The following is a 14,559-nucleotide window of genomic DNA, read 5'->3' as shown; positions in this document are numbered from 1 at the left end:
GCAGCTTTCCGTTGCATTTGTGCCACAATCTGTTGCATATCCTCCTCATAAGGGGAAAGCGCGAGTCGGTTTGACAGGCCGCGTTCACCCGCTCCATGGTCGGCGTATGACGGTGCGCCTGACCTGACAAGAAGGGCGATGATGACTGCACAAGGCAGCGCGGCGGATACGCATTCCGTCCATCAGGAGGGGACCCACGATGGCGCGCCCTATGGGCGCGGCGGCGCGCGGGCTATTCTTAGATCGCCCGGCATGTTCGTTGTCAGCGGCGCTCTGATCACCGCCTTTTTGTCGCTGTTCATCCTGCTTGGGCTGACGCCGATCAAGCCAACCGGCAAGGTCGTGATCGCGCTGGTCGCGGCCAACTCGCTGTTCGTCCTCGCCATGGTTTTCCTGATCGGGCGGGAGGTCAATCAGCTTCTGAAAGCGCGCCGGCGCGGCCGGGCGGCGGCTCAGCTTCATATCCGCATTGTGGCGCTGTTTTCGATCGTGGCGATCACGCCCGCCATTCTGGTGGCGATCTTCGCGACATTGACGCTGAATGCCGGGCTGGACCGCTGGTTTGCGCTCAGAACACAGTCCATCGTCCAGTCCTCGCTCAATGTGGCGCAGGCCTATATGATGGAGAACGCGAGCTATCTGCAGGGCCAGACGCTATCCATGGGCAATGATCTGGAGCGCAACCGGTCACTCTATTTGCTCGATCGCCGCGGCTTCTCCGACCTGATGGCGCGGCAGGCGCGCGGACGCGGCCTTCTTGGCGCCTCGCTGGTGCGCGCGGATGGCAGCGTCATCGTCGAGGCAGACCTCGGTGACGACAAGCCGCTCCCCGACATCCCCAAGGACGCGCTGGAAAAGGCGGCCGCAGGTACGCCGACGCTGATCCCGCCGGGCGACACCAATCTGGTTGGCGCGATCATCGCGCTCGAGGCGATCCCCGACAGCCTGCTCTACACCGTCCGCGCCGTCGACCCGACCGTGATGGGTGCGATGCGGATGATCGAGGACAACGTCTCCGAATACAGTTCGATGGAGGAGGGCCGGGTCTCCATCCAGGTCGCCTTCGCCGTGCTCTATCTCGGCTTCGCGCTGATCGTTCTGCTTGCCGCGATCTGGACCGGCATCGCGGTTGCCGACCGCATCGTGCTGCCGATCCGCATGCTGATCGGGGCCGCGGACCAGGTCGCCTCCGGCGACATGAAGGTCGCCGTGCCGGTGCGCTCCATCGACGGCGATGTCGGCAGGCTTTCCAGCACGTTCAACAAGATGGTCGCCGAAATCCGCGAGCAGCAGCGCGAGATTCTTGTCGCCAAGGACGAGGTCGATGACCGCCGCCGGTTTATCGAGGCCGTGCTTTCCGGGGTGACCGCAGCGGTGATCGGCGTCGATGAAAACCGTATGGTCACGATCGTGAACGTCTCCGCCGGCGAGCTTCTGGCGGCACGGGACGACGAATTGCTCGGCCGCAAACTGGAGGAGATCTCACCCGAGATCGATCTGGTGATGACCGCCGCCATGCGCCGCAGCCGGCAGAATTTCCGCCAGCAGATCAATCTCGTGCGGCTCGGCAAGGAACGCACGCTTTCGGTTCAGGTGACGCGCGAGGATTCGCGCGACGGCTCCAATGCCTATGTCATCACGCTCGACGACATCACCGATCTGATCATCGCCCAGCGCTCCACCGCCTGGGCGGACGTGGCGCGGCGTATCGCCCACGAGATCAAGAACCCGCTGACGCCGATCCAGCTTTCGGCGGAACGGATCAAGCGCCGCTTCGGCCGCAAGATTGAGGACGAGGAGGACCGCAAGGTCTTCGATCAATGTACTGATACAATCGTCCGCCAGGTCGGCGATATCGGTCGGATGGTGGACGAGTTCTCCTCCTTCGCCCGCATGCCGAAGCCTTCCAAGACCCGGGGTGACCTGCGCACGATCCTTTCCGACGCGATTTTCCTGCTGGAGATGGGCCGTACCGACGTAACCTTCATGCGCGATTTTGGCGATGAGCCGCTGACGGGGCTGTTTGACGATCGCATGCTTGGCCAGGCCTTCGGAAACCTGATCAAGAACGCCGTCGAAGCCATTGAAGCGGTTCCAACAAATGAGTTCGACGGTGAACGCAAGATACTGGTGCGGGCATCTCATGACGAGAGCCGCGATCGCTACGTCATAGACTTCATCGACAACGGCAAGGGATTGCCGCTCGAAAATCGCCACATGATCCTTGAGCCATACATCACCATGCGCGAAAAGGGGACAGGCCTTGGTCTCGCGATCGTTCGCAAGATCATTGAGGAGCATGGCGGCAAGCTCGAACTGCATGATGCGCCGCACGACTTCGCCGGCGGGCGAGGGGCGATGATCCGCGTTGAACTGCCGCATATCCACGACGGCGAGCGCCAGGAAACGGACAGGGAGAAACAAGATGGCCTCTGATATTCTTGTCGTCGACGACGAAGCCGATATCCGCGATATCGTCTCGGGTATCCTGTCCGACGAGGGACACGAAACCAGGGTTGCCCATGACAGCGATAGCGCGCTGGCGGCGATCGCCGACCGGGTCCCGCGTCTGATCTTCCTCGATATCTGGATGCAGGGGAGCCGTCTCGACGGGCTGGCGCTGCTGGAGGAAATCAAGTCGCGCTACGCAGACCTGCCGGTGGTCATGATCTCCGGTCACGGCAATATCGAGACGGCGGTCTCCTCCATCAAGCGCGGCGCTTTCGATTTCATCGAGAAGCCATTCAAGGCCGACCGGCTGGTGCTGATCGCCGAACGCGCGCTGGAGAATTCGCGGCTGAAGAACGAGGTGCAGGAACTCAAGCGCAAGAGCGGCGACCCGGAAGAGCTCGTCGGTTCCTCTCTGCTGGTGTCGCAACTGCGCCAGATGGTGGACAAGGTCGGCCCGACCAACTCCCGCGTGATGATCTTCGGCCCTTCCGGCTCCGGCAAGGAGGTGGTGGCCCGGCTGATGCACAAGAAGAGCCTGCGCGCCGAGGGCCCGTTCGTGGCGCTGAACGCGGCTGCGATCACGCCCGAAAACATGGAGACCGAGCTTTTCGGCGTGGAAGGTGGCGGTGGGCGGACGCGCAAGACCGGCGCGCTGGAGCGCGCCCATCGCGGCACGCTCTACCTGGACGAGATCGGCGAAATGCCGCTGGAAACCCAGAAAAAGATCCTGCGGGTGCTGGTCGATCAGCAGTTCGAGCGGGTCGGCGGCAGCCGGCGGGTATCGGTCGATGTCCGGATCCTGTCCTCGACCGCGCTCGACCTTCAGGCGCGGATCGACGAGGGTCAGTTTCGGCAGGACCTGTTTCACAGGCTGGCGGTGGTGCCGGTGCGCATTCCCTCGCTCTCCGAACGGCGCGAGGATATTCCCTTCCTGGTCGATTTCGTTATGCGCCAGCTTTGTGAGCAGGCCGGCATCCGCCAGCGCTCGATCGGCGATGACGCGATGGCGATCCTGCAGGCCCATGACTGGCCGGGCAATATCAGGCAGTTGCGCAACAATCTCGAGCGGCTGCTGATCCTGTCGCGCGAGGAGGACGCGTCCGCGCCGATCTCCGCCGACCTGCTGCCGGCCGACCTTTCCGACGTGTTGCCGCAGATCCAGACCTCGGGCGATGCGCATATCATGACGCTGCCGCTGAGAGAGGCGCGCGAGCGCTTTGAACGCGACTATCTGATGGCGCAGATCAACCGGTTCGGCGGGAACATTTCGCGCACCGCCGAATTTGTCGGGATGGAGCGATCCGCGCTGCACCGCAAGCTTAAGTCGCTTGGCATTTAGGCCAAAACCGGGCAGATTGCGGCCAACTGAACTTACCAAACCCCAGAGGGGTTCTTATGAAAATCATCATCTGCGGCGCTGGTCAGGTCGGTTTCGGCATCGCCGAACGGCTTTCCCAGGAATATAACGACGTCTCCGTTATTGACACGTCCGCGTCGCTCATCACCGCCATCACCGAGCTTCTGGACGTGCGCGGCTATGTCGGCCACGGCGCCCACCCCGACATGCTGGCCAAGGCCGGCGCCGATCAGGCGGACATGATCATCGCCGTGACGCTGCATGACGAGATCAACATGGTCGCCTGCCAGGTCGCGCATTCGCTGTTCAATGTGCCGACCAAGATTGCCCGCATCCGCTCGCAAAGCTATCTGCATTCGCATTATTCGGACCTGTTTTCGCGCGACCACATGCCGATCGATGTCACGATTTCGCCCGAAGTCGAAGTCGGCAAGATGGTGCTACGCCGCATCTCCTTCCCCGGCGCCACCGATATCGTGCGTTTCGCCGACGAGAAGATCGCGATGCTTGCCGTGGAGTGCAATGACGACTGCCCGGTGTTGAACACGCCGCTCGTCCAGCTCAGCCAGTTGTTTCCGGACCTGAACGCGACGGTGACCGGTATCTATCGCCATGAAGAGGTGATCATTCCGCATTCGACCGACCAGATTCTCGCTGGCGACCTCGTCTATGTTGTGTGCGAACATGAGCATATCCGGCGCACCCTGGCGCTGTTCGGCCATGAGGAGCAGGAGGCGCGGCGGATCGTGATCGCCGGCGGCGGCAATATCGGCTTCTTCGTCGCCAAGTCGATCGAGGACCTGCAGCCCAAGACCCGCATCAAGATGATCGAGCAGGACCGTGACAAGGCGGTGGCGGTGTCGGATGCGCTGCACCACGGCATCGTCATCCATGGCTCGGCGCTCGACCAGAACATCATGGTGCAGGCCGATGTGCCCGACGCCCATCTGATGGTCGCTCTGACCAATAACGACCAGACCAATATCCTGGCCTCGGTGATCGCCAAGCAGCTTGGCTGCAAGTCCAATTTGGCGCTCCTGAACAACCCGTCGTTTCACGATGTCACCAAATCGCTCGGTATCGATGCCTATATCAATCCGCGCGCGGTCACGATCTCACGCGTGCTTCAGCATGTGCGCAAGGGGCGCATCCGCTCGGTCTACGCGGTGCAGAAGGGTGCCGCCGAGGTGATCGAGGCGGAGGCGCTCGCGACATCGCCGCTCGTCGGTACGCCGTTCCGCGACCTCGACCTGCCCGACGGCATCCGCATCGGCGCGATCTACCGGGGCGAGGAGGTCATCCGGCCGCATGGCGATCTCAAGATCAAGGCGCATGACCGGGTGATCCTGTTTGCCGCCGCTTCCGCGGTGCGTCACGTCGAGCAGCTCTTCCGGGTTTCGATCCAGTATTTCTGAGCGATCCGGCCTTCAGGCAAGGCCCCCGAAAAAGGAGTCTCGGGGGCTCATGTTTTTCGCCGTTGCGGAAGCGCCGGTGATTTGCTACCAAAAGTTCATGATCTGTTGCCCTGACGTTTTCGATGGCAACAAAGAGGTGGAACCGGCCCCGGCCGGCAAGAGAAAGAAAGAAGCGGCGCTATGGCGGAACGTTCTCAGAATTTGCAGGATCTTTTTCTCAACACGGTTCGCAAGCAGAAAATTTCCCTGACGATCTTCCTGATCAACGGCGTGAAACTGACCGGCGTGGTGACGTCGTTCGACAATTTCTGTGTCTTGCTGCGCCGTGACGGTCATTCGCAGCTTGTCTACAAGCACGCCATTTCGACGATCATGCCGGGCCAGCCGGTGCAGATGTTCGAAGGCGATGACAACGCTTCCTGATAGGTGAGCTTCCATTTCCGACAATACCCAATTTCCCGAGAGCGAATACGAGAACAGGGATTCCTCCCGCGTTCTCGTGATCGTGCCGGTTATCAAGCAGTCGCGGGCCGAGGCCGAACGCACCGCGCTGTCTTCCCGCGCGCCTGAAAGCCGCTTGCAGGAGGCCGAGGGCCTTGCCCGCGCAATCGGGCTTGAGGTGGCAGCCTCCGAGATCGTGACAATCAACGATCCGCGCCCGGCGACCCTGCTCGGAACCGGCAAGATCGAAGAGCTCGACGCGTTGCTGGATGAGAAGAATATTGGCCTCGTGGTCGTGGATCACCCGCTGTCGCCGGTGCAGCAGCGCAATCTTGAAAAGGCCTGGGTTGCCAAGGTGATCGACCGCACCGGGCTGATTCTCGAAATTTTCGGCGAGCGTGCCTCCACCAAGGAGGGCCGGCTTCAGGTCGAGCTTGCGCATCTGAACTATCAGCGCGGCCGTCTGGTCAGAAGCTGGACCCACCTTGAGCGCCAGCGCGGCGGCGGCGGATTCATGGGCGGTCCCGGCGAAACCCAGATCGAGGCCGACCGACGAATGCTGCGCGAGCGCATTACGAAGCTTGAACGCGAGCTGGAGCAGGTGGTGCGCACCCGAAAGCTTCACCGCTCCAAGCGCAAGAAGGTGCCGCATCCGATCGTGGCGCTGGTGGGCTACACCAATGCCGGCAAGTCGACGCTGTTCAACCGGATCACCGGGGCAGGGGTGCTGGCCGAGGACATGCTGTTTGCAACCCTCGACCCGACGTTGCGCCGGATGAAGCTGCCGCATGGCCGCACCGTGATCCTCTCCGACACCGTCGGTTTCATCTCGGATCTGCCGACCCATCTGGTCGCCGCCTTCCGCGCGACGCTGGAAGAAGTGCTGGAGGCGGACCTGATCCTCCATGTCCGCGACATGGCCGATCCTGCCCGCGATGCGCAATCGGCCGATGTGCTGCGCATCCTCGGCGAACTCGGCATTGACGAGGCCGAGCAGAATGCCCGCATTCTGGAGGTCTGGAACAAGGTGGACCTTTTGGGCCCGGAAGAGCATGACGCCATCATGGCGCGGGCTTCGGCCACCGAGAACGTCATGGCCGTCTCCGCCATTTCCGGCGAGGGCGTCGACGTGTTGGTAGATCGCATCGCCGACCGGCTCGCGGGCGTCCTGACGGAAACGACCATCACGCTTTCGCCCGATCAACTGCACCTGCTGCCCTGGCTTTACGAGCACGCGCTCGTCGACGAGCGCCGCGATCTCGAGGACGGCTCCGTCAGCCTCGACCTGCGGCTCGCCGGCGGCGAGGCCCAGCGGCTGGAGAGCATGCTGGCGGAGTGATTCCGGGACGGATCAGGCGTTCGCGTCGGAACGAGCTGCGAAGACCTCCTTTGCCGCGAACAGACCGTTCAGCGCGGCTGGAAAGCCGGCATAGACCGACATCTGCATGATGGTTTCGACGATTTCCTCCTGGCTCACCCCGACATTGAGCCCGGCTTCGATATGGACCTTGAGCTGAGGGACTGCGTTTCCGAGCGCGGTGAGGGCGGCGACTGTGGCAATCTCGCGTTCGCGCAAGCCGAGCCCGGGGCGGGCATAGATATCGCCGAAGGGGAATTCAAAGACATAACGGGCGAAATCGGGGGCGATATCATCGAGCGCGTCGATGACATTCTGTCCCGCCTGCCCGTCGATAGCCGCAAGCATGCGCTTGCCGCGGTCCAGGCGGGTTTCGCCGATTGTCTGGTTCTGTTCATTCATCACGTCATCAATCCTTGTTGCGATCATTTCCGGCATAGCCGGCGATTTTGTCGTCGAGGACATCAAGACAGGACTGGAGTTCGTAAACGTGCTCGCGCACCGCATCACGATGCTGTTCGAGCAGGCGCTGACGCTGCTTTTCCGTGGCAGGCCCCTGCCGTCTGAGTTCGGCATAGTGCAGCATTTGCCTGATCGGCATGCCGGTGGTCTTCAGCCGGCCGAGAAATTCGATCCAGACCAGCGCCGATGCGTCGTAGTCGCGATGGCCTGAGCGATCGCGGTCGGCATCGGGCAAAAGGCCGATCTTCTCGTAATAGCGGAGGGTATGCGCCGTCAGGCCGGAGCGTTTTGCGAGTTCACCAATCTTCATCGAAGTCCTGCTTTCGTCACGACGCGGGCAAAGCTACGGCTTCGAGCGCGCTCTAAGTCAACGGCCAAAAGACGAGGACGACGAAAAAAGTTCCGGCTATTCGGAAAGCTGCCGCTCGATCGCCTTGGCATCCTGCCAGAGCGCTTCCATGCGTTCCAGCGTGGCGGCGTCGAGGGTTTCTCCCGACGCATTGAGCGATTCCTCGATATGGTTGAAGCGGCGGCGGAATTTGGTGTTGGTGCCGCGCAGCGCCTGCTCGGGATCGGTCTTCGTGTGGCGGGCGAGGTTGACGGCGGCGAAGATCAGGTCGCCGAGTTCGTCGGAAATTCGGGATCTGTCATCGGACTGAAGCGCTTCGCGCAACTCGCCGATTTCCTCCTCGAACTTGGCGAGGATAGGCTCCGGCTCGGACCAGTCGAAGCCCACGCGGGCGGCATGTTCCTGCAATTTGAGCGCCTCCGTCAGCGCGGGGAAGGAGCGCTGGACGCCGCCGAGATGGCCGGCCTTGAAGTCTTCGGTGATCCCGTTTTTCGCCCGACGTTCGGCGCGCTCGGCCTTCTCCTGCCGCTTGATCTCGTCCCACTGGATCTTGACCGCTTCCGGCGTATCCGCCGCGTTGACGGCGAAGACATGCGGGTGGCGGCGGATCATCTTGGTAGTAATCGCGTGGACGACATCGCCGAAGGAAAATAGCCCCTTTTCCTCCGCCATGCGGGCGTGGAACACGACCTGAAGCAGCAGATCGCCGAGTTCGTCGCAGAGATCGTCGAAATCCTTGCGCTCGATCGCGTCCGCCACCTCATAGGCTTCCTCGATCGTGTAAGGCTTGATGCTGTCGAAATCCTGTTTCAGATCCCACGGGCACCCGGTTTCGGGCGTGCGAAGGGCGGCCATGATGTCCAGAAGGCGCGTGATGTCGCGGGAGGCTTCCACGGTTTGAGACTCCGTATTGCTTTCGGGCCGGGCGTTAGCCGAGCGGTATTTTGGTTTCGCCCTTGTGGGCCTGATAGGTGTCGGAGGCAAGGGCGTAGGTTTTGCGGATACCGTCGATCCGTTCCATGAAGCGGCTGCGCGCCGGCTCCGCGCTTGCATCCGCCATGTCGATGATCGAGCGCGCGGTGAAGAAGGCGTTCTTGCGGCGGTAGCCGCCGGGCTCCAGACCGTAAAGTTCCTTCATGATCTTCAGGTCGTGGGGAATGGCGAAGCTGTCGCGCGAATCCTCGTGGCTGAAGAAATAGAAGTAATTGTCGAAGCCGGCCCAGGTGATCGCCGACATGCACATGGTGCAGGGCTCATGGGTCGAGAGGAAGAGAAGATCACGCGTGGCGGGCGGGTCGGGCAGTTCGTAGAACTGTTTCAGCGTGTGGACCTCGCCGTGCCAGAGCGGATTGCTGGTCTCGGCATTGGTGCCGGCGATCACCAGGGAGAGATCGTCCTTGCGCAGGATGGCCGCGCCGAAAACCTTGTTGCCGCCGCTGACGCCCTTGAGCGTCTTGGGCAGGATATCGTCTTCGATCACGGCGAGAAGGCGGTCGGTAAGGGTCTTGTCGTCCACGTCGATTCCCCGTTCAGAAGGTTGCATAGCCTGACTTAAAGGGGCATTGGCGGGCGAGCGCAAGCCTCGGCCTGGCCCAGCGGGCAAATTTGCCCTGCATTGCGCGGAATTGAGGAATGAAATGTTCCATCCCGCGCGCCCGCGCATTTTCGTTTCTTCAAACATTGCCGCCGCAGAGCGATTGTTGTGCCAATCTTGAGAAGGACTGTGCGCAATGGGCACGAAAGACGATTTGTTGACGACTTTCCCGGCGTTTTTCCGGGTCGATGGCCGCAAGGTCGCGATTTTCGGCGGCGGCGACGAGGCTTTCGCCAAGGCCCGGCTGATGGCAAAGACCTCTGCCGTGATTGCAGCTTACGCCGAAAACGCCGAGGACGACTACCGCGCGTTTCTCGCCGAGCACGGCTACCAGTTGGTGGAGGACGCTTTCTCGCCCGCGCAATTCGAAGGCGCGGTGTTGGTGTTTGCCGCGACAGGAATCAGCGACAAGGACCACCTGATCGCCGAGGCGGCCCGTGCGGCCTCCATCCCTGTCAACGCCGTGGACCAGAAGGACGATTGCGACTTCTATACGCCCGCTCTGGTCACGCGTCCTCCGATCGCCGTCGCCATCGGCACCGAGGGGGCCGGTCCGGTGCTGGCCCAGATGATCCGGGCGCAGATCGACACCATGCTGCCGCGCTCGCTCGGCCCGCTGGCGCAGCTTGCAAATCGCCTGCGCGACAAGGTTGATGCCAATATTCCGCGGGGTGCGCCGCGCCGCGCCTTCTGGTCGCGCTTCTTCAACGGTTCGGTTGCGAATGCCATCGAAAAGGGAAGGGCGCTCGAGGCCGAGTGCCTTGCCGACGAGATCATCGCGGACGGAGCCGAGGTTTCCGGTCATGTGGCGCTTGTCGGCGCGGGGCCGGGCGCGGAGGACCTGCTGACGATCCGCGCCCACCGGCTGATGATGGAAGCCGATGTGATTGCCTATGATGCGCTCGTGCCCCAGGCCGTCGTCGATATGGGCCGGCGCGATGCCGAGCGTATCGCCGTCGGCAAGCGCAAGAACTGTCATTCGAAGTCTCAGAATGAAATCAACGACCTGCTTGTCGATCTTGCGAAAGAAGGCAAGCGCGTCGTGCGGCTGAAATCCGGCGATCCGCTGATCTTCGGCCGTGCCGGCGAGGAAATGGCGGCGTTGCGCGCGGCCGGGGTTTCCTACGAGGTCGTGCCCGGCATCACCTCGGCCACGGCGGCGGCGGCCGATTTCGAACTGCCGCTGACGCTGCGCGGCGTTGCCTCGACCCTGGTTTTTACGACCGGCCACGACCTCAATGGTGACACCCTGCCGGACTGGGCCGCGCTTGCGGTCCGGGGCGCCACTATTGCCGTCTATATGGGCCGTTCCGTCGCCGCCAAACTCGGCGCCCGGCTTCAGGAGGCGGGCGTGCCCGCCGATACCACGATCGCGGTGATCGAGAACGCCAGCCGGAACAACCAGCGCCTGTTTCACGGCGTGTTGTCCGAAATGGCGCTGCTGGAAGCGCGCGACGACCTCGCCGGCCCGGTGATGGTGATCATCGGCGACGCGGTCGCCGGCGCCAATCTGAAGCATTCGAGCGCGCTTTCGCAGGATAACAAGGTCGCCCAGACGAAATTCAAAGGAGTTGCCCATGTCCGCTAAGGTTCTGACCGCAAATCGCCTGACCGACGGTCTGGCCGTCTGGCTCGATGCCAATGGCCGCTGGTGCGAGGATCTGCAGACAGCGCTCGTCGCCCGTCACGACGCGGCGATCGAAAGCCTTGATGAGATCGGCAAGCGTGACTTCTCGGCCAACAAGGTGGTCGATCTTGCCGTCATCGATGTCGAGGAGCGTCCCGACGGCCGCATCTGGCCGCTCAGGCTGCGCGAGCGCATCCGCGCCGAAGGCCCGACCATTCCCTACGCGGCCGGCTATGCCGCCGCCAAACCAGAACGCGTGGAGGCGTAAGACCTCATGTATCGTTATGATGAATTCGACCGCGATTTCGTTTCCCAGCGGGTGGACCAGTTCACCGATCAGGTCGAGCGCCGCCTTTCCGGCGAAATCACCGAGGATCAGTTCAAGCCGCTGCGGCTGATGAACGGCGTTTACCTGCAGCTTCACGCCTATATGCTGCGCATTGCCGTGCCCTATGGCACGATGAATGCCCGGCAGATGCGCATGCTCGCCCATGTCGCGCGCACCTATGACCGCGGCTATGGCCACTTCACGACGCGCCAGAACATCCAGTTCAACTGGCCGAAGCTGTCCGATATTCCGGCGATCCTGCGCGATCTCGCAAGCGTCGAGATGCATGCGATCCAGACCTCGGGCAACTGCATCCGCAATGTGACCGCCGACCATTTCTCGGGCGCTGCCGCCGATGAGGTCGCCGATCCGCGACCCTATGCGGAAATCCTGCGGCAGTGGTCGTCGCTGCATCCCGAGTTTTCGTTCCTGCCGCGCAAGTTCAAGATCGCGGTGACCGGCGCCGAACGCGACCGTGCGGCGATCCAGGTCCATGATATCGGCCTGCATCTGAAGCGGAACGAGGCCGGCGAACTCGGCTTTGCCGTCTATGTCGGCGGCGGGCAGGGGCGCACGCCGATGATCGCCAAGAAGGTTCGCGACTTTCTTCCGGAAGCCGATCTCCTGGCCTATGCGACGGCGATCCTGCGCGTCTACAACCTCAACGGCCGCCGCGACAACAAGTACAAGGCGCGCATCAAGATCCTCGTTCACGAGACCGGGCTCGAAGAGCTGAAGGCCCAGATCGAGCAGGAATTCGAGGCGCTAAAGGGCGGCGCATTGACGCTGCCGGAAGGCGACGTCGAGGCGATCCGCGCCTACTTCGCGCTGCCCGAATTGCCGGCACGCGAGCGCGACCGGTTCGACACCGCCAATGCCGGCTATATCAACTGGCTGACCCGCAACACCGTCGCCCACAAGCGTGACGACTATGCGATGGTGACGATTTCGCTGAAGCCGATCGGCGGCATTCCCGGAGACGCGACCGACGCCCAGATGGAGGCGGTCGCCGATATCGCCGAGCGCTACGGCTTCGATGAAATCCGCGTCAGCCACGAACAGAACCTCGTTCTGCCGCACGTTGCCCGCGCTGATCTGCCGGCGGTCTATCGCGCGCTTGAGGAAGCGGGGCTTGCGACCGGCAATGCCGGGCTGATCACCGATATCATCGCCTGTCCCGGGCTCGATTATTGCGCGCTCGCCAATGCGCGGTCGATCCCCCTCGCACAGGAGCTTTCCACCCGTTTCGGCAATGCCGAGCGTCAGGCCGAAATCGGCGATCTGAAGATCAAGATTTCCGGCTGCATCAATGCCTGCGGTCACCACCATGTCGGCCACATCGGCCTTCTTGGCGTGGAGAAGAAGGGCGCCGAGCTCTACCAGATCACGCTTGGCGGATCGGCGGACGAGAACACCTCGATCGGCGAGATCATCGGCCGCGGCTTCGAGCCGTCGAAGGTGACCGATGCGGTGGAGACGATCGTCGATACCTATCTTTCGCTCCGGACCGACAGGTCGGAAACCTTCATCGAGGCCTATCGCAGGCTCGGCGCGCAACCCTTCAAGGACGCGCTCTATCCCGAAAAAGCCAAGGCCGCCTGAGGAGACCGCACATGACTGCAATCTGGAAAGAAGGCGGCTTTGTCGAAAACGACCCCTGGGTGGTGGAAACCGAAGAGCGCAAGGCGGGCGAGGGGGAGCGGGTGCTCATCCCCTACGCCGATATCATCGAGCATGGCGTCGAAGGCAATGAGCCGGTCGGCGTCGTACTCGGACCGTTCGATGACCCGACGCGGCTTGCGCCCTATCTCGACCGGATCATGCTGGTGGCGCTGACGTTCCCGGCCTTCAGCGACGGAAGGGCATTTTCGCAGGCGACGCTGCTGCGCGAGCGGCTGGGCTATACCGGCGAGCTGCGCGCCATCGGCGACGTGCTGATCGATCCGCTGGTGCATATGCTGCGCTGCGGCTTCGACAGCTTCGCTGTGACCAACGAGACCGCGATCCGCAGGCTAGGGGAAGGGCGGTTGCCGGCGGTGACGCGCTACTACCAGCCCGCCGCAAAACCCGCCGCCACGGTGCCCGGTTACAGTTGGCGGCGCCAGGCGGGCGCGTGAAAGCCAAGAATTTTCCGCTGACTTTGCAATTGTCGGCCAGCGGTAGTATTTGAGCGCTGGAGGATATGACCCGCAAGCGGATCGAAGGCGCCGACGAGACAGAATGACAGGACCAGACATGAACGTGCAGACCAAAACCGACGATCTTGCGACTGCGTTGCCCGCCGGGGTTTATGGCGAGACCGTGCTGAGCGTTGAGCATTATACCGACCATCTGTTCCGCTTCACCATGACGCGGCCGGCCGGTTTCCGCTTCCGCTCGGGCGAATTCGCGATGATCGGCCTGATGGTCGACGGTAAGCCGATCTACCGCGCCTATTCGATCGCAAGCCCGGCCTGGGCCGATACGCTGGAATTCTTCTCGATCAAGGTTCCGGGCGGCCCGCTGACCCAGCACCTGCAGAAAATCCAGCCCGGCGACACGGTTCTGATGCGCAAGAAGCCGACCGGCACGCTGGTGCTTGATGCGCTGACGCCCGCCAAACGGCTTTATATGTTTTCGACCGGAACCGGGATTGCTCCGTTCGCAAGCCTGATCCGCGAGCCGGAAACGTTTGAAAAGTTCGACGAGGTGATCCTGACCCACACCTGCCGCGAGGTCGCCGAGCTCAAATATGGCTTCGACCTGGTGAACGAGATCGAGAACGATGAACTCCTGAGCGAGGTCGTCGGCGACAAGCTGCGCCATTACGCCACCGCCACCCGCGAGGACTTCGTGCGCACCGGCCGGATCACCGATCTCATCGCCAGCGGCAAGCTGTTCGAGGACCTCGGCGTTCCCGCGCTGAACCCGGAGACGGACCGCGCCATGATCTGCGGCTCGACCGAGATGTTGAAGGACACCAAGGCCCTGCTGGAGGCCGCCGGCCTGACCGAAGGTGCGAACAACAAGCCTTCGCAGTTTGTGATCGAGCGGGCCTTTGTGGGATAGGGCGCTTCAGCCCTTTGCAGTCCTGGATTTTGCTAAGGCATAGCAGCCTTTAATCTCACCTTTTGAGGGTAGGGCTATCGCATCTGGCGTAGCAGGTAGCAGCTTGCTCCCAATACTCTCTCCAGCTGGC

At 62.4% G+C, this 14,559-nt stretch carries 13 protein-coding genes and 1 pseudogene; 10 read left to right on the top strand and 4 right to left on the bottom strand.

Annotated features, from left to right (window positions below):
• The first annotated feature begins 138 nt into the window (after positions 1 to 138).
• From K7H91_RS19700 to hflX, 5 genes are all read left to right on the top strand, one after another.
• The gene (locus K7H91_RS19700; RefSeq protein ID WP_230721918.1) at positions 139 to 2,436 is read left to right on the top strand and encodes a sensor histidine kinase NtrY-like; all 2,298 of its coding nucleotides are present in this window, start codon (positions 139 to 141) and stop codon (positions 2,434 to 2,436) included.
• Complete coding sequence (locus K7H91_RS19695) at positions 2,426 to 3,790, top strand: sigma-54-dependent transcriptional regulator (RefSeq protein WP_230721917.1); 1,365 nt, start codon at positions 2,426 to 2,428, stop codon at positions 3,788 to 3,790. Before K7H91_RS19700 ends, K7H91_RS19695 begins: the two co-directional genes overlap by 11 nt.
• Positions 3,791 to 3,846: 56 nt before the next feature.
• On the top strand, positions 3,847 to 5,223 hold the full coding sequence (gene trkA, locus K7H91_RS19690) for a Trk system potassium transporter TrkA (RefSeq protein WP_018063270.1): 1,377 nt from the start codon (positions 3,847 to 3,849) through the stop codon (positions 5,221 to 5,223).
• Between the two features lie 180 nt (positions 5,224 to 5,403).
• A complete protein-coding gene (gene hfq / locus K7H91_RS19685; protein ID WP_018063272.1) occupies positions 5,404 to 5,646 on the top strand; it encodes an RNA chaperone Hfq in 243 nt (80 codons plus the stop codon).
• Positions 5,647 to 5,659: 13 nt separating this feature from the next.
• A complete protein-coding gene (hflX, locus tag K7H91_RS19680; RefSeq protein ID WP_419197501.1) occupies positions 5,660 to 7,003 on the top strand; it encodes a GTPase HflX in 1,344 nt (447 codons plus the stop codon).
• A gap of 12 nt (positions 7,004 to 7,015) precedes the next feature.
• Here the strand turns inward: hflX and K7H91_RS19675 are convergent, their stop codons facing one another.
• From K7H91_RS19675 to K7H91_RS19660, 4 genes and pseudogenes are all read right to left on the bottom strand, one after another.
• Positions 7,016 to 7,423, bottom strand: a complete 408-nt coding sequence (locus K7H91_RS19675) for a carboxymuconolactone decarboxylase family protein (protein ID WP_230721948.1) — start codon at positions 7,421 to 7,423, stop codon at positions 7,016 to 7,018.
• A gap of 10 nt (positions 7,424 to 7,433) precedes the next feature.
• Positions 7,434 to 7,793 (bottom strand): annotated as a pseudogene (locus K7H91_RS19670) (MerR family transcriptional regulator); the annotation flags it as partial.
• A gap of 96 nt (positions 7,794 to 7,889) precedes the next feature.
• Positions 7,890 to 8,726, bottom strand: a complete 837-nt coding sequence (mazG, locus tag K7H91_RS19665; protein WP_230721914.1) for a nucleoside triphosphate pyrophosphohydrolase — start codon at positions 8,724 to 8,726, stop codon at positions 7,890 to 7,892.
• Positions 8,727 to 8,760: 34 nt separating this feature from the next.
• Positions 8,761 to 9,348, bottom strand: a complete 588-nt coding sequence (locus tag K7H91_RS19660; protein WP_230721913.1) for a nucleoside deaminase — start codon at positions 9,346 to 9,348, stop codon at positions 8,761 to 8,763.
• A gap of 214 nt (positions 9,349 to 9,562) precedes the next feature.
• On the opposite strand from K7H91_RS19660, the gene cysG reads away from it, so the two are divergent.
• The 5 genes from cysG to K7H91_RS19635 all read left to right on the top strand — a co-directional run bounded on the left by cysG (position 9,563) and on the right by K7H91_RS19635 (position 14,429).
• Positions 9,563 to 11,014: a siroheme synthase CysG gene (gene cysG / locus K7H91_RS19655; protein ID WP_230721912.1), complete on the top strand. Its 1,452-nt coding sequence runs from the start codon at positions 9,563 to 9,565 to the stop codon at positions 11,012 to 11,014.
• Positions 11,004 to 11,321, top strand: a complete 318-nt coding sequence (locus K7H91_RS19650) for a DUF2849 domain-containing protein (protein WP_230721911.1) — start codon at positions 11,004 to 11,006, stop codon at positions 11,319 to 11,321. Before cysG ends, K7H91_RS19650 begins: the two co-directional genes overlap by 11 nt.
• A gap of 6 nt (positions 11,322 to 11,327) precedes the next feature.
• Positions 11,328 to 12,983, top strand: coding sequence for a nitrite/sulfite reductase (locus tag K7H91_RS19645; RefSeq protein ID WP_230721910.1), 1,656 nt, complete (start codon positions 11,328 to 11,330; stop codon positions 12,981 to 12,983).
• 11 nt (positions 12,984 to 12,994) lie between these two features.
• Entirely contained in the window at positions 12,995 to 13,498 is a 504-nt protein-coding gene (locus tag K7H91_RS19640) for a DUF934 domain-containing protein (RefSeq protein WP_230721909.1), read from the top strand.
• A 118-nt stretch (positions 13,499 to 13,616) separates the two neighbouring features.
• The gene (locus K7H91_RS19635) at positions 13,617 to 14,429 is read left to right on the top strand and encodes a ferredoxin--NADP reductase (RefSeq protein WP_018063282.1); all 813 of its coding nucleotides are present in this window, start codon (positions 13,617 to 13,619) and stop codon (positions 14,427 to 14,429) included.
• Positions 14,430 to 14,559 lie beyond the last annotated feature (130 nt).

This window comes from Martelella mediterranea (assembly GCF_021021415.1).
GTDB classification, from domain to species: Bacteria; Pseudomonadota; Alphaproteobacteria; order Rhizobiales; family Rhizobiaceae; genus Martelella; species Martelella mediterranea_C.
The sequence above is the reverse complement of the archived record's forward strand: the minus strand, read 5'-3'. Positions and strand labels throughout refer to the sequence as shown.